Raw genomic sequence first — 20354 nt, 5'->3', positions numbered from 1 at the left:
GACCCCTCCCAAGGTTGATGGATGTCGTCCAGCGAAGCGCATGAACTTGCAACCCAATCCTGGTGGAGCCTGTTGAACGATTGAGCGCACTCGACCGCTGCGATGCCCTGCAGCACGAAACCCGTGTTCAGACAATTCCCTGGAGCTGGTCCGAGTATGACCGGATGGCGCGCGCACCGCCATATGTGACGGATGGGTTCAGCCGCCCCGTGCCAGCCTTGTGGCCCACGTCCCGTTCTGTTCCGGAGTCGCCATGCGTCCCAGTGTCGCAGCCCCGCTGCTTGCCGCCTGCCTGCTCGCGTCCGCGGCCCATGCCGCCGATCCGGCGCCGGAGATCCAGCGCCCCGCCGCGAAGGCGCAGGCGACTGGCGTCGTGCACAGCCTGCGCCAGATTCCGGAAGCCTGCGCGCGCCTGGAGGGCGCCTTCACCGGTGATGCGTCGCAGCCGTATCGCTACTCGCCTGTCAGCACCAGTCCGCAATGCCAGCCTCGCGCGCGCTTCGTCGATTTCGACAAGGCCAAGCCTTCGGTCGCCGCCGGCTGGAAGCTCAATGACGTGATCCGCGTGCCCAATGCCGCATGCCCGTCGCAGCAGGCCGTGGTCCGCGTGTGGCGCAAGCCGGGCAGTGCGACCCCGCCTGCGGCCGATGGCCAGGGCCAGTCGCGCATCTACCTGCAGGACGCGAAGCAGCAGGCGGCGGGCGCGGCGCAGGCGGCTTCGCTGACGTTGTTCGCGGCCCGCCTCGACGTGGAGGGCAAGGGCTGTCGCTAGTTCGGCGTATCGCCCGCCTGTCTCGGACGGACGGTACGGTACTGCTTGCGGTCGCCGTGGCGTCTGGCCTGATCATCGACATTGGCGCACAGGCGCCCCTCGCACAGCGTGACATCGGCCTGGTTGTAGGCGCGCAGCAGGGCCGCCTCGATCCGGTTCCGCTCCACTTCCTTGCGGCTGCTGGCCAGCGCATGGAAGGCCGCGCCAACGGCGAGCAGCGAGCCTAGCAGCACCGCGCCGCCTCCCAGCCACAACCAAGTTCGACGTTCGCGGCCCAGGGCGGCGCGTTCGTGCTCGAGTGCCTGCGCGGCGAGCGACGCGGTGCGGGCGCCTGTCAGCAGTTGCGCATTGAACCGTTCCACCGAGTCCCCGAGCCCCTGGCCGACCACCTCGCCGGCGTGCTGCTGCAGGACATGCAGCACCTCGCGGGTGAAAGACTGGGTGCTGGCGCCCAGCCGCTGAGCGTGCGCGCCCATGTCGGCGCCTGTCTGCTCGGTGCGGCGCACGGCCGCTTCGCTGCGTTGATCCAGGCGTTCGGTGATCGCCGCAAGCTGCACGACCAAAGCCTTGAGTTCTGCTACTTCCATGTCCGCCGCCTGTTTCTGCTAAAGCCGCATCATCTGCGGGCTGCGCGCGTTCTCAACCTGTTGCCGCGCGAGCATCGACGCCTCCAGCTCCGCCTGCTGTTCTCGCGCATCCATCGCCTGCCGCGTCTGCGCCACCTGGCTCTGGAACTGATGACCCTGCGGGCTGCGCATGTAATCGGCGACAGCGGCGTTCATCGCAGCATCGTCCCTGGCCATCGCGCCGTGCGCCAGGCGATCGAATATGGCATCCACTCCGTAGCTCGCCGGCATCGCCTGGCTATGAGTGGATGGCGCGGGAACGACCCGTCGTTCGGCATCCTGAGGTGTCCAGCCGTGTTCCGGGGCCGGGGCGGCACGACGCTCCACTTGCGCGTCCAGCGCCGGATCAATGGGATCCTTGCCTTGGACGCCCGGTCTGGGCGACTGGTCCTGCACCCTGTCGCGCACGCCGTCCTTGTCGTGGCCGTCGGTGCCGTACAGTCCGTGCATGTGCTGATCGGAGCGATGGATGACGAATTGCGATGGATCGGTGGGTACCGGCAGTTCCTTCAGGAAAGGCTGGTCGCTCAGCCGGTTGAGGAAGCTCACGCCAAGGTTGAAGTTGAGGATCCCCAGGCCGTTCCGTTCGTAGGTGCCGCCGATGTCGCTGTGCGAACCTGGCATGCCCGCATTGAAGTTCCGCCGATCTTCGCTGAAGCCGGAGGGGACGTGGTCGTTGTCCGGGAACAGGTCGCGCCGTTCGTGCATCGCGCTGATCTCGAAGACGGCCAGGGTGGACTTGGGCAGCGCGCGCTCCTGGTCTTCCACGCCAGTGGACACCGGATCGAAGAGCAGCGCCACCTGGAGGGTCTTGCCGGGCGGCACGAGGGGCGGGCGGGCCGGGTACTCAATTTTCTGGATGATGCCGTCGCGGTCGCGTTCAGGCTTGATCCCGTCAGGATCACGAATGCCGCGCTCCTCGATCAGGCGCTCCAACGCAGCAGTCTGCTCGGCTCCACGGCTGAAGCCGACGCCGGCAACGTGAATTTTTGCCTGCGGGTCTTGAAGCAGCCATTCTTTCGCCTGCACGCATAAGTCGAAGTAAGCAGTCTCGACGCGCTCATCGAAGGAATGGCCGAAGCGACCGTCCGCCAACCGCTGCGGCGTGCGCAGGGCGCCCTCCTGGGTAAAGGTGCCTTCGACGTAGCCGCCGGCGATGTTCTGAATCCCTCGATCGTTCAAGCTTTGAACTTGCTTGTAGATTCTCGCGACATTGCTCCAGTTCTCCGGCTTGTCATTGAACATGCTGTTGCCCGTGCCATCCTGGGCGGCAATGTAAAGCCGGGCATGAGGATCATCGCTGGGCAGCAGCACGGGTACGCCCACCTGCGCCAGCTGTACTTCAGCATCGCGGTAAATCGCAAGCTGTTGCTGGCTGACAGCTTCTTCATCCACAGGTCGGTTGCCGAGTTGGCCCATGTCATGCGCTCCGTGCTTAGTAGGTTCGGCTGTAGACCTTGATCAGATCGTTCCGGAAATCGCTGTACTTGTTGCCAGGTACTTGCAGTTCCTTCGCCGAAAGATGCATTCGCATATACACGTTGATGGTGCGATCGTTTACTTCCAGGATGATTCCGGGCGTGTGATCGCCAGCCAGGGTGGGCAGGGGAATATCTTCCTTGGTCAGGTTGTGCCGGATCAGCTCGTCCTTGAATATCTCGCCTATATCCACCTCGGCCTCCAACGGCGTGCCGTCCTTGGAGCGCCAGGTCACCTTTGCGGGCGGCGGGAAGTTACGGATCGGCCCCCACCCCGCTTTCATGTTGTCCGGATACTTGTCCCCAAGGGACTCGGAAGAACTCTGGAGTTCGTCCTGCGGGTCCTCAGCGCGACCTCTGCCTCCATAGGTCACTTCGCAGCCATAGGTGCTGTAGGTAGCGACGCCGAAGTAATGCGCCTTGAACCTCAGCGGCCAGCGCGCAGGATAGTTTGAGTTGTCAGGGATCGGGGTCTTGTCGGCGGATGCTGGCGGAGTCGTCATGGTGGAACATCCTGTCGAAAGGAGCAGAAGCAGAGAGGGTATGGCGATGCTGATCAAGGCGCGGCGGAGATCGGTCATGCGGGCGACCCCTTAGGGCGAGGTGGCGACATCCGTGCAGTTTGCTCCGTTTGGCGGAAGGCTAGCGGCGACCGGAGCCCTGGAAGAAGCACGCCGCGGGCAGTGGATGCAGAGGAGCGACCATACTTGTTCCGAGGCCCTCGATATACGAAATGCGGCGGCGGATTACACGATCGTCGTGCTTCCTCTGGACGCAGTCCGGCATCCTCTTCGAGCGGGCTGGACTGAGGCATTCGGATGGCGTCCTTGCATCGGCGATAGCGCGTTATAGAGCGCCAGAAAAAATGCCGTCAAGGATTTCTCTTCAAGTGTGATTTCACATCTTTCGCATGGAGTGGCGAACCGCTTCACTGACGCGGCGTTGGTCTACTCCTTGGGGGGGGCTTCGGCGTGCCCTGGTGATAATGCAATTGCTAGCCCAAGGCCGTGCGCCGCCATATCGACACGCGAAAGGCGACTTGGCGGGCGCGCCATCGGTCGCGACTTCATGCGATGCGAAATGCAGCAGCGCCACGTCGTCCGACAACCGTTCGATACGATGGTCGCAAGCGACGACATCCGGTAATGACACGCGATCCGCAAGGAAATCGATGACGACCTGCCGCGTGTAGCGCGTACCGCTACGGCCGACTTCGTGGAAGTCCGGGTGCAGCAGGCGCTCCAACCGTGCACGCGTGCAGGTCACGCCCGGATGGTGGAGTTCGGTTTCGAGGGCCGTCAGTTCGGCGAGCAGGTCATCCATCGCGCCATGCTAGCGCGCTGGATGCGGGTCATCAGGTGATGGCGCGTACGGCGGGGCTCGCCGCGTCCTTCTGCGCGAGGTATTGCCCGAAACGGTAGCCGGCGCCCGCGATGGCGAGGCCGATGGCGACGGCAAGCAGTCCGACGAGCACTTTGCGGAACATGACGGAATCCCGGTGGTGTGGCGACGATCCCACGCTAGCACCGGCCAAGGTGCCGGGCCGGTGCCTGAAGTCACCCTGCCAGAAGCACTGCGCCGCGTTCGGCCAGCAGTGCGCGGAGAACCGAGCGGTGGCAGTGCGCTTCGTCCTCGCAGTAGCAGCCCACGGAGAAGTGGCTGCCATGCGAGAGCGCCGCCAATAGATCCAGCGTTCGCGCGTTCCCGGGCGTGGCCATTTCGGCGCGGTACTTCTTCACGAAGGCCGCCCAGGCCTTGGGCGTGTCGGCGTGCTGGGCTTCCTTCACGAGGTCGGCGCTCGGCGCGAGATCGGGATACCAGACGTCGTACCAGTCCTGCGAGGCGAACTCGGTCTTCGGCACGCCGCGTGGCGGCCTGCGTACCGTACCGATGCGCAGGCCTTCGTCCGTCGCGCGCGGACTGCCGAGGCGGACGATGCGGACGGTCACGCGAAGATCAACCTTCCCACGCCGGCAGCTTCTTCTTCACCGCCACGTTCTTCAGCGCGACGTACTTCGGCAGGCCGTCGGTACCGTAGGGCGGATAGGCCTCGCCACGGATCAACGGCTGCAGGTAGGCGCGCGCCTTGTCGGTGATGCCGAAGCCATCCTTGCGGATGAAGGTCGGCGGGAATTTCTTCTCGTGGTTGGCCACCTTCGACAGCGGCGCGGCCTCGATCTTCCAGCGGAACGGCGCGTCCGACGTACGCACGATCACCGGCATCACCGCGTTCTGGCCCTTCAGGGCGAACTGGACCGCGGCCTTGCCGACGGCCTGCGCCTGCTCCCAGTCGGTCTTCGAGGCGATGTGTCGCGCCGAACGCTGCAGGTAGTCGGGCAGGGTCCAGTGCACCTTCAGGCCCAGCTGGTCCTTCACGCGCCCGGCGAGGTAAGACGCAACGCCGCCCAGTTGGGTGTGGCCGAACGAATCCTTGCCGCCACCGGCATCGGCGACGAAGCGCCCGTCTGCATGCTGGATGCCCTCGCTCGCGACCACGACGCACCAGCCCACGCGATCGACGACCTTCTTCACCTGCGCGAGGAACTGCGTTTCGTCATACGCGCGCTCGGGGAACAGGATGATGTGCGGCGCCTCGTCCGCGGACTGCCCGGCCAGGCCGGCAGCCGCGGCCAGCCAGCCGGCGTGGCGACCCATGGCCTCGTAGACGAACACCTTGGTGGAGGTTTCCGCCATGGCCGCCACGTCCAGCGCGGCCTCGCGCACGGAGACGGCCGTGTACTTGGCCGCCGAGCCGAAGCCGGGGCAGGTGTCGGTGACGGCCAGGTCGTTGTCGACCGTCTTCGGCACGCCGATGCAGGTCAGCGGATAGTCGAAGGCCTGGGCCAGCTGCGAGACCTTCCAGGCGGTGTCGGCCGAATCGTTGCCGCCGTTGTAGAGGAAGTAGCGCACGTCGTGCGCTTTCAGCACGGCGAGCAGGCGCTCGTACTTGGCCCGGTCGGCCTCCAGCGACTTCAGCTTGACGCGGCAGCTGCCGAAGGCGCCGCCGGGGGTATGGGCCAGGGCGCGGATGGCGGCGGCCGACTCCTTGCTGGTGTCGATCAGCTCCTCGCGCAGCGCGCCGAGGATGCCGTTGCGCGCAGCCAAGACCTTGATTTTGCGGGCGCGCGCTTCGGTGATGACGGCCGAGGCGGAGGCATTGATGACGGCGGTGACGCCGCCGGACTGCGCATAAAGTAGGGTGCCAGACGCCATGTGGGGTTCGTTCCGGGGTGCGGGGATGCGGTAAGCTTCACACAGATGACGCGGTGCAGCGCGGCGCCCGGCGCCCGGCGCGATCCACCGCCCGCAGGATTCCAGTTTCGGGAGTTACAGCATGCGATTGGTTCTACTGGGCCCACCCGGGTCGGGCAAGGGCACTCAGGCAGCGCGCCTGAAGGACTACCTGCAGGTACCGCACATTTCCACCGGCGACCTGCTGCGCGCCGAAGTGGCCGCCGGCAGCCCGCTGGGCCTGCAGGCCAAGGAAGTGATGGCGCGCGGCGAACTGGTCAGCGACGACATCCTGCTGGGCATGCTGGAGGACCGGTTCTCCCGCGACGACACCCAGGCCGGCTTCATCCTCGACGGCTACCCGCGCAACCTGGTGCAGGCCGCCGCGCTGGGCCAGTTGCTGGCCAAGCTGGGGCAGAAGTTCGACTTCGCCGTGCAGCTGGAAGTGCCCACCGAACTGCTGGTGGAGCGCATCGCCGGCCGCGCCAAGGCCGAGGGCCGCGCCGACGACAATCCGGAGTCGGTCCGCAAGCGCCTGCAGGTCTATACCGACCAGACCGCGCCGGTCATCGACTTCTACCGCCAGCAGGGCGAACTGACCGTCGTCGACGGCGTGGGCTCGCTGGACGAGGTGTTCACCCGCATCACCGAGGCGCTGGCGCCGGCGAAGGAAGTGGGCTGACGCCGGCTTCCGCTGCGGTTGAGCCCGTAGAAAGGCCCCGCATCGTCGGGGCCTTTTTGTTGTGGAGGGGCCGACGTGACGTCCGTCGTGCCGAAGCCGACGCGCTCGGCTAAAGTTCGCGGACTCATTCCGGAAGCGCAGTCTTGAAGATCCACATCCTCGGCATCGCCGGCACCTTCATGGGCGGCGTGGCCGCCCTGGCCCGCGAGCTCGGCCACACCGTCGAAGGCAGCGACCAGGCCATCTATCCGCCCATGTCGACCCAGCTCGAGAAGCTCGGGATCGCGCTGGCGCAGGGCTACCAGCCCCAGAACATCGCGCCGGACTGCGACGAGATCGTGATCGGCAACGCCCTGTCGCGCGGAAACCAGGCGGTGGAGGCGGTGCTGGACCAGGGCCGGCGGTACATCTCCGGCGCGCAATGGCTGTCCGAACGCGTGCTGCCCGGGCGCGACACGCTCGCCGTGGCCGGTACGCACGGCAAGACCACCACCACGACCATCCTGACCTACCTGCTGGAAGCGGCGGGACGCTCGCCGGGTTTCCTGATCGGCGGCGTGGCCGAGGACTTCGGTGTGTCCGCGCGCATCGGCGGGGGGCGCGAATTCGTCGTCGAGGCCGACGAGTACGACACGGCCTTCTTCGACAAGCGCAGCAAGTTCGTCCACTATCGCCCGCTGGTCGCCATCCTCAACAACCTGGAATACGACCACGCCGACATCTTCCCGGACGTGGCCGCGATCCAGCGCCAGTTCCACCACCTGGTGCGCACCGTGCCGCGACGCGGTCGCCTGATCGTCAACGGCGAGGACGCGCGCCTGGCGGAGGTGCTGGCGATGGGGTGTTGGACGCCGGTGGAACGTTTCGGCTTCGATACGGCGCTGGAATGGAGCGCGCGCCTGATCCGCGAGGATGGCAGCGTGTTCGCCGTGCGCCACCACGGCGTCGAGATCGGCGAAGTGCATTGGCCCATGCTGGGCCGGCACAACGTGCTCAATGGCCTGGCCGCGCTGGCCGCCTGCAACGCGGTCGGCGTGGACGTCGCCACGGTGCTGCCTTCGCTGGCGGCGTTCCGCAGCGTGAAGCGCCGGCTGGAAGTGATCGGCCAGCATGACGGCATCACCCTCTACGACGACTTCGCCCACCATCCGACCGCCATCCACACGACGCTGGAAGGCTTGCGGGCCCGCGTTGGCGCGGCGCGCATCGTGGTGGCGATGGAGCCGCGCAGCAATTCGATGCGCTCGGGCGCGCATGCCGACGCGCTGGCGCCGTCGCTCGACATCGCCGATGCGGTGGTCTTCCTGCATCGTCCCGAACTCGCGTGGGATGCCGCGAAGGTCGTCTCCGCCATCCGTGGCGCTGCGCGCACCGTGCCGGATGCCGATGCATTGATCGCCACGCTCCGCGAGATCGTCCACCCCGGCGACCATGTCGTCTTCATGTCGAATGGCGGGTTCGACGGAGCACCGCGACGGTTCCTGGCGGCGCTGCAGGGCTGAGAGCCGGGACGTGACGACCGAATCCCTCCCGCTGTTCCCGTTGCAGAGCGTGCTGCTGCCCGGCGCCGCGATGGACCTGCGCGTGTTCGAGCGGCGCTATCTCGACCTGGTGCGGGACTGCGGCCGGTCGGGTGGCGGCTTCGGCGTCTGCCTGATCCTGGACGGCAGCGAGGTCGGTGCGCCGGCCACGCCGGCAGCCTACGGCACCGAGGCGACGATCGAGGACTTCGACATGGGGGCCGATGGCCTGCTGTCCTTGCGCGTGCGCGGGCATCGCCGCTTCCACGTGCATCGCACGCGCGTGCGCGACAATGGCCTGGTGATGGCCGACGTGGAGTGGCTCGTCGCCGACCACGACGAAGCGTTGCGCCCCGAGCATGCGCTGCTGGGCACGCTGCTGCAGACCATGATGGAAAAGACCGGCACCGACATGAGCAAGTTGCCGTCGCGCATCTTCGAGCACGCCGCCTGGGTCGGCTGGCGGCTCGCCCAGGTCCTGCCGATCACGCCCGAGCAACGCGTCACGGTGCTGCAGGAAGACGATCCGCACGCGCGCCTGCAACACTTGCTCAACTGGATCGATTGACGCGGCGCTCAGCGCGCGGCGTCGACATCGGTGGTGCAGATCCGCAGGACGGGCAGGCCGGAATCGGGATGCGGCGCGATGGCGTGGTCCAGGCCGGTCGTGGCCTGGCTGACCGCATCCAGTGCCGTGCGGGCTTCGCGCAGCGGCCGCCACAGGCGCACCAGGTTGAACGCGCGCTGCTGCTGCAGCACCTGGGCGCTACCGATCCACAGCGGCACGTTGCCGGGCTGCAGGCGCGTATCCGCCGGCCACAGGCGCAGCACGAAGACTTCGCCGGGATGGTCGCCCGCACGCACCATCAGCAGGCTTTCCGCGCGCGTATCGAGCGTCGCGGGCAGCACGGGCTGTTCGTCGTCGGGCGAGTCGCTGTCGAGCAGATTGAGCGCCTCTTCCCAGCCCGCCTGCGGCTGCTCGCGCCAGCCCTGTGCAGCCAGTACGGCCTTCAGCGGCGCCAGCGGTCCAGCCACCTGCACGTCCAGCGGCCAGCGCTGTTCGTCGTCGAACTCGTTGCGTCGCGCGGGCAGTGTCTGCCAGTCGCGTTGCCACCAATCCTGCAGCGCCACCGTCCGCTCGATCACCGGCATCTGGAACTGCGCCAGCATGCGCTCCACGTTGCGCGGCGCATGCCACAGGCCGGCGACCACGAACGCGCCGTAGAACAGCCAGGCGATCGGCTTGATCCAGAACGAACGCACCATGCGGCGGCGGTAGGCGATGCCCAGCACCAGCAGCCACACCAGGCCGAACAGCATGCCGCCGATCACATCGCTGAGCCAGTGCGCGCCCAGGTAGATGCGTGCGAAGCCGATCAACGCCACCACGATGCCCGACACCAGGTAGGGCCACACCCGCGTGCGTCCCGGCAGTTCGCGCGCGATCAGCACTGCGAAGAAGCCGAACGTGATGGTGGACATCGTGACCGCGATCGACGGGAACCCGAATCCGCTGCTGACCGATGGCGGCTTGGGAATGTCCACCGATGCCCCGAGCCACGCCGTCAACGCCAGGCCGAACGCGAGCGCCGCCACCCAGTGGCCCGCCGCCATCCAGCGCTTGCGCCAGGCCAGGTAGGCCAGCACCAGCAGCGACGCTGGCGCCAGCACCTGTTCGTCGCCGAACGAGGCGATCGCCGCCAGCGGGTAGTCCGCGAGCGGATTGCGCAGCGCGCGCATCAGTTCGTAGACCATCACGTCGATGGCCAGCGGTTCGCCGTGGCCGATGACGATCACCAGGAACGCGAACCACACCCACACGATGCCCAGCAGCAGGATGGCCAGCAATGCCAGCGGCACGGACTCGCGCCGGCCGGGGTCGAACACCGCCGCGGTATAGCGCCCCAGCACCGGATGCGCATGCGACCACGCAAGCGCGCGCGACAGCAGCGCATCGGCGTGCGCCGCGAACCAGCGGTACGTGTACAGCACGAGCGCCCAGGCGACCGCCAGCACGACGACCAGCAGGCCCAGCACCAGCGCGAGCCTGCCCGCGACGGCGGCGACGGCATCGTAAGCGTGGCCCAGTACCCAGCCCGGCAGCAGGAAGGACACCGCCCACGCCAGGCAGGCCGCGGCGCTCGCGGCACCGTACCGTCGCAGCGGCATCCGCGAGATGCCCGCCACGGCGGGCACGAAGGGACGGATCGGGCCGACGAAGCGCGCCACGAAGATGCTCTTCCATGCATTGCGCCGGAACAGCAGTTCGCCCCGGTCCAGCAATTGCGGATAGCGACGGAACGGCCACACCGTGCGCAACTGCTGGCCCCAGCGATGGCCCACCCAGTAACTGGTCGCGTCGCCGATCAGCGCGCCCAGCATGGCGCACGCGACGGCATAAGGTCCCGAGATCTCGCCCAGCCCGATCAGCACGCCGACCGCGAACAGCAACGGCAGCGCCGGCACGATGGCGCCGAGGATGATCACCGCGTCGCAGAAGGCGATGGCGAAGATCACCAGCCCCGCGGCCACGGGATGCGCGCTGATCCAGGCCAGCAGGGAATCGAACCAAGTGGAGTCCATCGCCGGATTATAGGCGGCGGTCGCTGACCGGCACCCCCTCCCTTCGGACGGTAGAATGACGAGGTGGACTTGCGCTCGCCTTCCGAAATCGCTGCACTCAAGGCCGACAGCTTCGGGCGCATCTCGCTGATGCAGGGCCCGGACGGCCCGTTCGTGCGCCGTGATCTCGCGCACGTGCCGCTGTGGCTCAGGCTGCCCGCCTGGTGGCTGGCGCGCCGCGAAGCCCTGGCGCTGCGCAAGGTCGCCGGCATGGCCGACGTGCCGCAGCTGCGGGACTGGACCGGCCGCCGGCTCGACCGCAGCTACATGGAGGGCGCGGCGATGTACCAGCGGCCGCCCCGCGGCGACCTCGCCTATTTCCGCGCCGCGCGAAGGCTGTTGCAGCAGTTGCACCGGCGGGGCGTCGCCCACAACGACCTGGCGAAGGAAGCGAACTGGCTGGTGCTGGCCGACGGCCGCCCGGCGATCATCGATTTCCAGCTCGCTACCCGCGGCCACCCGCGCTCGCGCTGGATGCGCCTGCTGGCGCGCCAGGACCTGCGCCATCTGCTCAAGCACAAGCGCATGTATTGCGGCGCCTCGCTCACGCCCGTCGAGAAGCGCGTGCTCAAGCGCACCTCCTGGTTGCGCGACCTGTGGTTCCGCACCGGCAAGCCCGTCTATCGCTTCATCACCCGTCGACTGCTGAAGTGGGAAGACAACGAAGGGCAGGGACCGAAGCCGTGAGCGCATCCGCATCCACCCGATCTTTTCCCTGGAGCACGCCATGACCTCGCTGGCCGGCAAGACCCTCTTCATCACCGGCGCCTCGCGCGGCATCGGCCTGGCTATCGCGCTGCGCGCCGCGCGCGACGGCGCCAACGTGGCCATCGCCGCGAAGTCGTCGGTGCCGAATCCCAAGCTGCCCGGCACCATCCACACGGCTGCGCAGGCGGTGAGCGAGGCGGGTGGACAAGGGCTGGCGCTGAAGTGCGACATCCGTGAAGAGGACGAGGTGAAGGCCGCGATGGCCGCCACCGCCGATGCTTTCGGCGGCATCGACATCCTGGTCAACAACGCCAGCGCCATCTGGCTGGCCGGCGCGCTGGACACGCCGATGAAGCGCTTCGACCTGATGCAGCAGGTCAATGCGCGCGGCAGCTTCCTGTGTGCGCAAGCCTGCCTGCCGTACCTCAAGCAGGCGGCCAATCCGCATATCCTGACCCTGGCGCCGCCGCCATCGCTGGACCCGAAATGGTGGGCTCCGCACACCGGCTACACGCTGGCCAAGATGGGCATGAGCTTCGTGACGCTGGGGCTGGCCGGCGAGTTCGGTCCACAGGGCATCGCGGTCAATGCGTTGTGGCCGCGCACCATCATCGCCACCGACGCGCTGAACATGATTCCCGGCGTGGAGATCCCGCGCTGCCGCACGCCGCAGATCGTCGCCGACGCCGCGCATGCGGTGCTGGTGCGCGATGCGCGCGGTTTCCACGGGAACTTCCTGATCGACGAAGAGGTGCTGCGCGAGACCGGCACCACCGATTTCACGGGCTATGCCGTCGATGCCTCGCAGCCGCTGCTGCCCGATCTGTTCGTCGACCCCTGACGCACCCACCTCTGTCCTCCTCGCCCGGAGCCACGACGATGCCGTCCACGGACCTCCCCGCACGCCAGGCACTGGCCTTCATCCGCATGGCGCTGGCTACGCTGCTCTTCGTCCATGGCGTGGCGCGCGTACTGGCCGACGGGGTGACGCCCTTCGGTGCCTTCCTGGAAGCACAAGGGTTTCCGTTCGGGCTCGCGATCGCCTGGTTCGTCACGGTGTTCGAACTGGCCGCCGCGCCGGTGTTCGCGGCGGGTCGGTGGGTCACCCCGATCGCGCTGGTGTTCGCCGCCATCTATGCGTGCGGCATCTGGCTGGTGCATGCGCCGGCCGGTTGGTTCGTTGTCGGGCTGGGGCGCAACGGCGCCGAGTACAGCGTGCTGATCCTGGTCTGCCTGCTGGCCAATGCGTGGGCGCATCGCCCGCGTGCTTCCCTTCCGAAATGAGATCGCCATGAAATACCTGCACGCCATGATCCGCGTCCATGACCTGGATGCCACGGGTCGTTTCCTTACCGAAGGCCTGGGCCTGACCGAAACCCGTCGCATGGAAAGCCCGCAGGGCCGCTTCACGCTGGTGTACTTCGGCGCGCCGGCCAATCCGGAGGCGGAGGTCGAACTGACCTACAACTGGCCGCCGGAAGACGGCACGCCGGCCGAGGACTACGGCAGTGCGCGCAACTTCGGCCACCTGGCCTTCGAAGTGGACGACATCTACGCGCTCTGCGCGCACCTGCAGTCGCTGGGCATCACCATCAACCGCCCGCCGCGCGACGGCCGCATGGCCTTCGTGCGCACGCCGGACCTGATCTCGATCGAGTTGCTGCAGAAGGGCGCCGCATTGCCGCCGCAGGAGCCTTGGCTTTCGATGGCGAATACGGGAAGCTGGTAGGGCATTCGAACAAGGAGCACTGCTGATGAACCTCGCCCTGATCGTGATCGACGTGCAACGAGGCCTGTTCGAGCCGGCGCCGGCCGATGCCGATGCGGTCATCGAGCGCATCAACGCGCTGTCGGCGAAGGCGCGGCAGGCAGGTGCGCCGGTGATCTTCGTGCAGCACGAGCGCGCCGACGACCTGGCCCCCGAGTCCGACGCCTGGGCGCTGCATCCTGCGCTGGTGGTGGAGCAGGGCGACCACCGCATCCGCAAGGCCACGCCGGATTCGTTCCTGCGCACGGGCCTGGACGAAGTGCTGTCGTTCTGCGGCGTGGAGGCCGTGGTGCTCTGCGGCTACGCCACCGAGTTCTGCGTGGACACCACCACGCGCAGCGCCGCCGCGCACGGCTACCACGTGCTGTTGGCGGCGGATGCCCATACGACCCACGACAAGCCGCACGCCGATGCCGGCCGGATCCGCGAGCACCACAATGCCACGCTGCCGGCGATCCGCAGCTTCGGTGTCAGCATCCGCGCGCTGCCGGCCGACGGGATCGCCTTCGCCGCCTGAGGCCCGTGCTGCGGCGCCCGCTGGCGCCGCCTCGCTGATCGGCGACAATACGCCGCCATCTCCGCTGCCGAACCGCTGCCATGAGCGCCACGACTTCCGCCGACCTGCTGGCCAACGGCCAGCGCTACTACCTGCCGGTGTACCGCCCGCGCGAGGTCATCCTGGAGCGCGGCCAGGGCGCACGCGTCTGGGACAGCGAGGGCCGGGAGTACCTGGACCTGTCCGCCGGCATCGCGGTCTGCGGACTCGGCCACAACGACCCGGACCTGGTCGCCGCACTCACCGAACAGGCCGGCAAGCTGTGGCACACCAGCAACGTGTTCTACAGCGAACCGCCGCTGCGCCTGGCCGAGGAACTGGTCACCGCCTCGCGCTTCGCCGAGCGCGTGTTCCTGTGCAACTCCGGCGCAGAAGCCAACGAGGCGGCGATCAAGCTGGTGCGCAAGTGGGCGGCCTCGCAGGGCCGGCCATCGGATCAGCGCGTGATCGTGACCTTCCGCGGCAGCTTCCATGGCCGCACGATGGCCACGGTCACCGCAACCGCCCAGCCGAAGTACCAGGAAGGCTACGAGCCGCTCCCCGGCGGATTCCGCTACGTCGATTTCAACGACCTGACCCAGCTCGAGATCGCGATGTCCTGCGGCGACGTGGCCGCGGTGATGCTGGAGCCGGTGCAGGGCGAGGGCGGCGTGATGCCGGCCGCGCCCGGCTTCCTCAGTGCGGTGCGCGCGCTGTGCGACCACTACGGCGCATTGCTGGTGCTGGACGAGATCCAGGCCGGCATGGGCCGCACCGGCACGCTGTTCGCGCACTGGCAGGACGGCGTGGTGCCCGACATCGTCACCCTGGCGAAGGCGCTGGGCGGCGGCTTCCCGGTTGGCGCGATGCTGGCCGGTCCCAAGGTCGCGCAGGCGATGCAGTTCGGCGCGCACGGCACCACGTTCGGCGGCAATCCGCTGGCCGCGGCGGTGGCGCGCGTGGCGCTGCGCAAACTGGCATCGACGCAGATCGCCAACAACGTGGCGCGCCAGTCGGCGGCGCTGCGCAAGGGACTCGATGCGATCAATGCCGAACTCGGCCTGTTCGCGCAGGTACGCGGCCGCGGCCTGATGCTGGGCGCCGTGCTCAACGCGAAATACGCGGGCCGCGCAGGCGACGTGCTGGATCTGGCCGCTGCGCAGGGCTTGCTGATGCTGCAGGCCGGTCCGGACGTGCTGCGCTTCGTGCCGGCGCTGAACATCACCGACGAAGAAGTGGGCGAAGGCCTGAAACGCCTGCACGCCGCACTCAGGGCATTCGCGACACCGGGCTGATCGAGCCGGGCACGTCCTGGCGTAGGCGGAGGCGGGCGGTGCTTCCCTCCGCGTCGCCATCGAACCGCAGATCGATGGCGTGGCGCTCGCACAGCCGTCGCACGATCGACAGGCCGAGTCCGAAGCCGGTGCTGTCTTCGCTTTTCGCAAACGCGGCGAAATCGCCCTCGCGGACGGCGCGCCCGGGATTGGCGATGCAGAGCGCGTCGTCGTCGGCGACGATGGCGACGCGGCCTTCTCGGGTATGGGCGAAGGCATTCCCGACCAGATTGGCCAACAGCACCTGCAGCACGGGCGCCGCGAGTGTGCTGGTGAGATCCGTGGGCACATCGAGCGTCACCTGCACGTGCTTGCCTTCCAGCAGCGGCGACTGTTCCACCACGACGCGCTCCAACACCGGAAGCACGCGTGTAGCCGGTGCCGAAGCCGCGGCAAGCGCGGGTTGTTCGCGCGCCAGCGCCAACAGCAGGGCGACGGTTTGCTCCAGGTGTGAAGCGGACTGCCCGATGTGTTCGACGCTGGCGCGCGCGTCCTCGCTCAGCGCGGTGTCGGCGGAAAGACGCTCGCTGGCGGCGCGGATCACGGTCAGCGGGGTGCGCAGTTCGTGGCTCGCATCGCGGGTGAATTCGCGTTCGCGTTCGACGAAGGCGCGGACGCGGGCGATCAGGTCGTCCAGGCGGCGTGCGAGCAGCCCGACCTCATCATCGGGGAAGCCTGCAGCGAAGTTCGGCGGCAGCCGCTCCGGCGTGGCTTCGCCGACCGCGTCCGCCAATCGCGAGAGCGGCGCCGTGGTCCGTCGCGCCAGCCAGCCGCCGAGGAGCAGCGCAAGCGCCACGGCGATGGCGCCGGTCCAGGCCAGCAGCTGCAGCATCTCCCCGCGCATGGGTCGCACCGCGAGCAAGCCGCTGACCTCGGCGACCAGCCAGGCGCGCGTGGCCGGTGCGGGTGGATCCAGCATGCGCAGGTGGTAGTGGCGTCCCTGCGCACCAGCGAACTCTCTTCGCGCCGGTTCCTCATCCAGGACGTCGCCGATCCCGTCGGGCAGATCATCGCGCCGCTCGACCACGCTCATGAAGCCGTTGCGCGGCGGAGACCAGCGTCCGTGCGCGGTGTAGTGATCCAGCTGCATCGCAGCCTCGCGCTCAAGCAGCGTGTCGAACAACTGATCTTCGACCGTGTAGACGAAAAGCAGCGTGTAAAGACCGAACAGCGCGGCCAGTACCAGCGTGAATCCGGCGAACACCAGCATCATCCGGTTGCGCAGCCGCCGACGCGGCAGGGCGGGCGCGCTCATGCGTCGGCTTCCAGCCGGAAGCCGACGCCGTGCACGGTCTTCAGCATCGGGGTGGAAAACGGTTTGTCCAGTACCTGGCGGAGCAGGTAGAGATGCGTGCGCAGCGGATCCGATTCCGGCGGCGCATCGCCCCACAGGCGTTGGATCAACTCGCTGCGGGTCAACGTCCGTGGCCACGCCTCGGCCAGGGCGAGCAGGACCTGATACGCCGTCTGGTGCAGGTCGAGCGGAAGCTCGTGTCGTGTCGCCAGCGCGTGCCGGCGATCGATGCGCAAGGTGCCGATCCGCAGCACATGCGTTTCGCCGCTGCGATGCCGCTGCGTGAGCGCCAGGCAGCGCGCGATCAGTTCCGCGCCTGCGAACGGCTTGACCAGATAATCGTCGGCGCCGGCACGGAAGCCTTGCAGCTTGTCCTCCAGCGCGTCGCGTGCGGTCAGCATCAGTATCGGGATGTGGCGATCGGCCTGTGCGCGCAGGCGCTCGCACAGGCGCAGGCCATCCAGTGCGGGCAAGCCCACGTCAAGCACCAGCACGTCGGGCGGTGCGTCGAGCGCCATCTGCAAGCCGCTCAGGCCGTCCGAAGCGAACTCGACCGTCAACCCGGCATCCACGAACAGGTGCTGCAACTGCGCCCGCAGCAGGGCGTTGTCTTCGATCACCAGGATGCGGGCCGCGGATGCCGCCATCGTTCAGCCGTCGATGCGTTGCAGGAGGGCCTTAGCTTCGGCCATGTCCGGCTTGCCCGCCAGCACCTGCTGCACCAGCGATTTCGCCTGTTCCCGTTCGCCCAGGCGGAGATGGGCCTCGGCGGCACCGAGCTTCAGCTGCGGCTGCGCCATGTACGGCATCGCCAACTGCATCAGGGTCAGTGCATGCCGCAGGTCGTCGTCGCCACCCGCCGCCTGCGCCTGGTAATAGCCCAGCATGCCCAGCAGGTCCACGTGATAGCGCTCGCGCTCCTGCGCCAGCGCATCCGCTGCGCCACGCACATCGCCGCTGCGGGCCCGGGCCGCGAGCGCCATCGTCAGTTCGTCGCGCCACGGCGTGCGCGCCACGGGGATGCGGCCGGTCGCGCGCACGATGGCGTCGGCGACGCCGGGCGTGGAGTAGGGGTTCTGCCCGGTGACCAGGCGCCCATCCACGACGACCTTCGCCATCATCAGCGGTGCTTCCTGCCACTGCGCTCCACGCCCGCGCAACGCGTCCTCGAGCAGCCAGGGGAATTCCTTCGCCCAACGCTTGCCGAACACGGCTTCCTCTTCATTCGTGAAGCCGGTCATCGCCTTGCCTGCGACCAGCATCGTGCCGTCGCCGAGCTTCACGTCCACCAGCGCGGCCGGCCCATGGCAGACCGCGCCGATCACGGCGCCCTGCGTGTAGGCCTCTGCCAGCAACGACGCCAGCGCGGTATCGCGCGGCAGGTCGAACATCGCGCCCTTGCCGCCGACGACGTAAATCGCCGCGTAGTCCGCCGCCTTGACGTCGCGCGTCGGACGCGTCGCCGCCAGCGTGCGCATGGCCTCTGCATCGCCCAGCAACGCCGCGTTGAAAGGTTCCTGCGCGTTGTACTTGTCGGCTTCCACGGCACCGCCCTGTGGACTGGCGACGTCCACCTGCAGTCCATTGGCCTTGAAGATCAGCCAGGCCTGCGACAGTTCGTCGAACTCGTAACCGGGACGGGTCTTGCCCTGGTCGCGGCCCTCGCCACTGACGACGATCAGCACCTTCTCCGGCGCGGCGGCGTACGTGGGCGAAACCACGGCGGTAAACAGCAGCGCGCCCAGCAGGCGCAGCGCGTTGGGGATCAGGGACATGGGCAGCGCTCCGGGTGAAGGCCGCCAGTCTCCCGCGCCCGGATCAACCAAGTTTCAAACGCGCGCTCACCAGCCCGTCTGCGGGCCGAACACGTAACGCTTCAGCGCCTTGCCGAAGCTGCGCGCATCGGTGACGGTTTCGGCATGCAGGCCGGCGTCGCGCGCGCCCTGCACGTTGGTGAACTTGTCGTCGACGAACAGCGTGCTGCCGGCCTCCCAGCCCAGCACGTCGAGCGCTCGCGTGAATGTCGCCGGCGCCGGCTTGCGCATCTGCAGGCCGCCGCTGGTCAGCACGCGGCCTTCGATCCTGGACGCCATCGGCGCGACGATGCGGGGGATCGCGTGCGTCATCAGCACGCCGTTGTTGGTCAGCACGCCCAGGGAAAGAGCAGGGTGCAGCGCCGCGATGCGCTCCAGCACGCCGTCGATGGCCGTGCTGCCCGCCATGCGCGAAGCCAGCCACGCGTCTTCATCCACCACTGCGCCCAATCCCTCGCCCAGTCGGCCGAGGTAGGCGGCGGTATCGATCGCGCCGCTGTCGTACTCGGTTTCCAGGCCCGACAGGAACAGCACCTCGCGCACCCGTTCGGAGGCGCAGCCCGCATGCGCGGCGAGGTGCGCGATGCGTACCTCGTGCCGGTAGTGGGCCAGGACGCCGTCGAAATCGAACAGCACCTGGTGGATGCGGGGCTTCATCCCGCGGCGACGACCTTGAAGGCCTCGCGGGCGGCGGAGATCGTCGCGTCGATGACGTCGGCCGTGTGCGCGCTGGACATGAAGCCGGCTTCGAACGCCGACGGCGCCAGGTAGACGCCGCGCTCCAGCATCGCGTGGAAGAAGCGGTTGAACGCCGCCGTATCGCAGGCCACGGCCTGCGCGTAGGTATCGACCTGCTGGTCGGTGAAGAACAGGCCGAACATCGCGCCGACGCGCGTGGTGGTCAGCGGCACGCCGGCATCGCGCGCGGCGGCTTCCAGGCCTTCGCAGAGCGCCGCGGTCGCCGCAGCGAGGCCATCGTGGAAACCCGGCGCCTGGATGAGCTCCAGCATCGCCAGGCCCGCGGCCATCGCCACCGGATTGCCGCTCAGCGTGCCGGCCTGGTAGATCGGGCCGGCCGGCGCGATCTGCTGCATCAGGTCGCGACGGCCGCCGTAGGCACCCACCGGCATGCCGCCGCCGATGATCTTGCCGAACGTGGTCAGGTCCGGCGTGATGCCGTAGTGCGCCTGCGCACCGCCGAGGGCGACGCGGAAACCGGTCATCACTTCGTCGAAGATCAGCAGCGCGCCATGCTGCGTGCACAGGGCGCGCAGGTGCTGCAGGTAGCCGTCGCGCGGCGGCAGGCAGTTGGCGTTGCCGACGACGGGTTCGATGATCAGGCAGGCGATCTCGCTGCCGTACTGCTCGAACATTGCCGTCGCGCCGTCGAAATCGTTGTAGCTCAGCGTCAGCGTCAGTTCGCTCAGCCCCGCCGGCACGCCGGGCGAGGTGGGCACGCCCAGCGTCAGCATGCCGCTGCCGGCCTTCACCAGGAACGAATCGCCGTGGCCGTGGTAGCAGCCTTCGAACTTGACGATGCGGTTGCGCCCGGTCGCGCCGCGCGCCAGGCGGATCGCCGACAGCGTGGCCTCGGTGCCCGAGTTGACCATGCGCACCATCTCGCACGATGGCACCAGACGGGTGATGGTTTCCGCCATCGTCACTTCGGCCGGGCAGGGCGCGCCGTACGACAGGCCGTCCTGGATCGCCGCCTGCACCGCCTCGCGCACGGCCGGATGGTTGTGGCCGACGATCATCGGGCCCCACGAACCGACGTAGTCGATGTAGCGGTTGCCATCGACGTCGTGCAGGTACGCGCCATCGGCGCGCTGCACGAAGAACGGTTCGCCCCCGACCGACTTGAACGCGCGCACCGGCGAATTGACGCCGCCGGGCAGCAACTGCTGGGCGCGGGCGAAGAGGGCGTGGGACTGGTCGTGGTTCATGGGGATTCCAGGGGAGCAGAAACA

Annotated in this window: 23 protein-coding genes; 10 read left to right on the top strand and 13 right to left on the bottom strand. The window is 68.1% G+C overall.

What is annotated here, in order from left to right; genetic code table 11:
* Positions 1-253 precede the first annotated feature (253 nt).
* A complete protein-coding gene (locus ASD72_RS20015; protein WP_056881742.1) occupies positions 254-772 on the top strand; it encodes a hypothetical protein in 519 nt (172 codons plus the stop codon).
* Here the strand turns inward: ASD72_RS20015 and ASD72_RS20010 are convergent.
* From ASD72_RS20010 to ASD72_RS19990, 7 genes are all read right to left on the bottom strand, one after another.
* A complete protein-coding gene (locus tag ASD72_RS20010; RefSeq protein ID WP_056881741.1) occupies positions 769-1359 on the bottom strand; it encodes a hypothetical protein in 591 nt (196 codons plus the stop codon). The genes ASD72_RS20015 and ASD72_RS20010 overlap by 4 nt on opposite strands.
* 18 nt (positions 1360-1377) lie before the next feature.
* Positions 1378-2817, bottom strand: a complete 1440-nt coding sequence (locus ASD72_RS20005) for a DUF2235 domain-containing protein (protein WP_056881740.1) — start codon at positions 2815-2817, stop codon at positions 1378-1380.
* Between the two features lie 16 nt (positions 2818-2833).
* A complete protein-coding gene (locus ASD72_RS20000) occupies positions 2834-3457 on the bottom strand; it encodes a hypothetical protein (protein ID WP_155944772.1) in 624 nt (207 codons plus the stop codon).
* Positions 3458-3773: 316 nt separating this feature from the next.
* The gene (locus ASD72_RS20750; protein WP_081420494.1) at positions 3774-4199 is read right to left on the bottom strand and encodes a nuclear transport factor 2 family protein; all 426 of its coding nucleotides are present in this window, start codon (positions 4197-4199) and stop codon (positions 3774-3776) included.
* Between the two features lie 31 nt (positions 4200-4230).
* On the bottom strand, positions 4231-4362 hold the full coding sequence (locus tag ASD72_RS21685; protein ID WP_255357669.1) for a hypothetical protein: 132 nt from the start codon (positions 4360-4362) through the stop codon (positions 4231-4233).
* A 70-nt stretch (positions 4363-4432) separates the two neighbouring features.
* Complete coding sequence (locus tag ASD72_RS19995) at positions 4433-4825, bottom strand: DUF488 family protein (RefSeq protein ID WP_056881739.1); 393 nt, start codon at positions 4823-4825, stop codon at positions 4433-4435.
* A gap of 7 nt (positions 4826-4832) precedes the next feature.
* Positions 4833-6089 (bottom strand): 6-phosphofructokinase, encoded by a 1257-nt coding sequence (locus ASD72_RS19990; RefSeq protein ID WP_056881738.1) that lies wholly within the window; start codon positions 6087-6089, stop codon positions 4833-4835.
* 121 nt (positions 6090-6210) lie between these two features.
* Here ASD72_RS19990 and ASD72_RS19985 point away from each other — a divergent pair, with 121 nt between their 5' ends.
* The 3 genes from ASD72_RS19985 (at position 6211) to ASD72_RS19975 (ending at position 8877) form a co-directional block, all read left to right on the top strand.
* Complete coding sequence (locus ASD72_RS19985) at positions 6211-6789, top strand: adenylate kinase (protein WP_056881737.1); 579 nt, start codon at positions 6211-6213, stop codon at positions 6787-6789.
* Positions 6790-6932: 143 nt separating this feature from the next.
* Positions 6933-8291, top strand: a complete 1359-nt coding sequence (gene mpl, locus ASD72_RS19980) for a UDP-N-acetylmuramate:L-alanyl-gamma-D-glutamyl-meso-diaminopimelate ligase (RefSeq protein WP_255357668.1) — start codon at positions 6933-6935, stop codon at positions 8289-8291.
* Positions 8292-8301: 10 nt separating this feature from the next.
* The gene (locus ASD72_RS19975; RefSeq protein WP_056881736.1) at positions 8302-8877 is read left to right on the top strand and encodes an LON peptidase substrate-binding domain-containing protein; all 576 of its coding nucleotides are present in this window, start codon (positions 8302-8304) and stop codon (positions 8875-8877) included.
* Positions 8878-8885: 8 nt separating this feature from the next.
* Here ASD72_RS19975 and ASD72_RS19970 read toward each other — a convergent pair whose 3' ends face one another.
* Positions 8886-10892 carry a bifunctional DedA family/phosphatase PAP2 family protein gene (locus ASD72_RS19970; protein WP_056881735.1) on the bottom strand — a complete coding sequence of 669 codons (2007 nt, stop codon included), beginning with the start codon at positions 10890-10892 and terminating at the stop codon, positions 8886-8888.
* 129 nt (positions 10893-11021) lie between these two features.
* On the opposite strand from ASD72_RS19970, the gene ASD72_RS19965 reads away from it, so the two are divergent.
* From ASD72_RS19965 to ASD72_RS19940, 6 genes are all read left to right on the top strand, one after another.
* Positions 11022-11618: a phosphotransferase gene (locus ASD72_RS19965; RefSeq protein ID WP_235578079.1), complete on the top strand. Its 597-nt coding sequence runs from the start codon at positions 11022-11024 to the stop codon at positions 11616-11618.
* 40 nt (positions 11619-11658) lie between these two features.
* Positions 11659-12480 (top strand): NAD(P)-dependent oxidoreductase, encoded by an 822-nt coding sequence (locus ASD72_RS19960; protein WP_056881734.1) that lies wholly within the window; start codon positions 11659-11661, stop codon positions 12478-12480.
* Between the two features lie 38 nt (positions 12481-12518).
* On the top strand, positions 12519-12923 hold the full coding sequence (locus ASD72_RS19955) for a DoxX family protein (RefSeq protein WP_056881733.1): 405 nt from the start codon (positions 12519-12521) through the stop codon (positions 12921-12923).
* Between the two features lie 7 nt (positions 12924-12930).
* Positions 12931-13368, top strand: coding sequence for a VOC family protein (locus ASD72_RS19950; RefSeq protein WP_056881732.1), 438 nt, complete (start codon positions 12931-12933; stop codon positions 13366-13368).
* Positions 13369-13393: 25 nt separating this feature from the next.
* Positions 13394-13924 carry a cysteine hydrolase family protein gene (locus ASD72_RS19945; RefSeq protein WP_056881731.1) on the top strand — a complete coding sequence of 177 codons (531 nt, stop codon included), beginning with the start codon at positions 13394-13396 and terminating at the stop codon, positions 13922-13924.
* A gap of 80 nt (positions 13925-14004) precedes the next feature.
* Positions 14005-15237, top strand: a complete 1233-nt coding sequence (locus tag ASD72_RS19940; RefSeq protein WP_056881730.1) for an acetylornithine transaminase — start codon at positions 14005-14007, stop codon at positions 15235-15237.
* Here ASD72_RS19940 and ASD72_RS19935 read toward each other — a convergent pair.
* The 5 genes from ASD72_RS19935 to hemL all read right to left on the bottom strand — a co-directional run bounded on the left by ASD72_RS19935 (position 15212) and on the right by hemL (position 20330).
* The gene (locus tag ASD72_RS19935) at positions 15212-16531 is read right to left on the bottom strand and encodes a HAMP domain-containing sensor histidine kinase (protein ID WP_056881729.1); all 1320 of its coding nucleotides are present in this window, start codon (positions 16529-16531) and stop codon (positions 15212-15214) included. The two genes, ASD72_RS19940 and ASD72_RS19935, sit on opposite strands and share 26 nt — an antisense overlap.
* Positions 16528-17217 carry a response regulator transcription factor gene (locus ASD72_RS19930; protein WP_056881728.1) on the bottom strand — a complete coding sequence of 230 codons (690 nt, stop codon included), beginning with the start codon at positions 17215-17217 and terminating at the stop codon, positions 16528-16530. The genes ASD72_RS19935 and ASD72_RS19930 overlap by 4 nt, the downstream gene beginning before the upstream one ends.
* 3 nt (positions 17218-17220) lie before the next feature.
* Positions 17221-18345, bottom strand: a complete 1125-nt coding sequence (locus ASD72_RS19925; protein ID WP_155944771.1) for a type 1 glutamine amidotransferase domain-containing protein — start codon at positions 18343-18345, stop codon at positions 17221-17223.
* A 66-nt stretch (positions 18346-18411) separates the two neighbouring features.
* Positions 18412-19041, bottom strand: a complete 630-nt coding sequence (locus ASD72_RS19920) for an HAD-IA family hydrolase (RefSeq protein ID WP_056881727.1) — start codon at positions 19039-19041, stop codon at positions 18412-18414.
* Positions 19038-20330: a glutamate-1-semialdehyde 2,1-aminomutase gene (hemL, locus tag ASD72_RS19915; RefSeq protein WP_056881726.1), complete on the bottom strand. Its 1293-nt coding sequence runs from the start codon at positions 20328-20330 to the stop codon at positions 19038-19040. Before hemL ends, ASD72_RS19920 begins: the two co-directional genes overlap by 4 nt.
* Positions 20331-20354: the final 24 nt, after the last annotated feature.

This window comes from Pseudoxanthomonas sp. Root630, assembly GCF_001427585.1.
Lineage (GTDB): Bacteria > Pseudomonadota > Gammaproteobacteria > Xanthomonadales > Xanthomonadaceae > Pseudoxanthomonas_A.
Note: the sequence above shows the minus strand (reverse complement) of the source record. Positions and strands in the feature narration are given on the sequence as shown.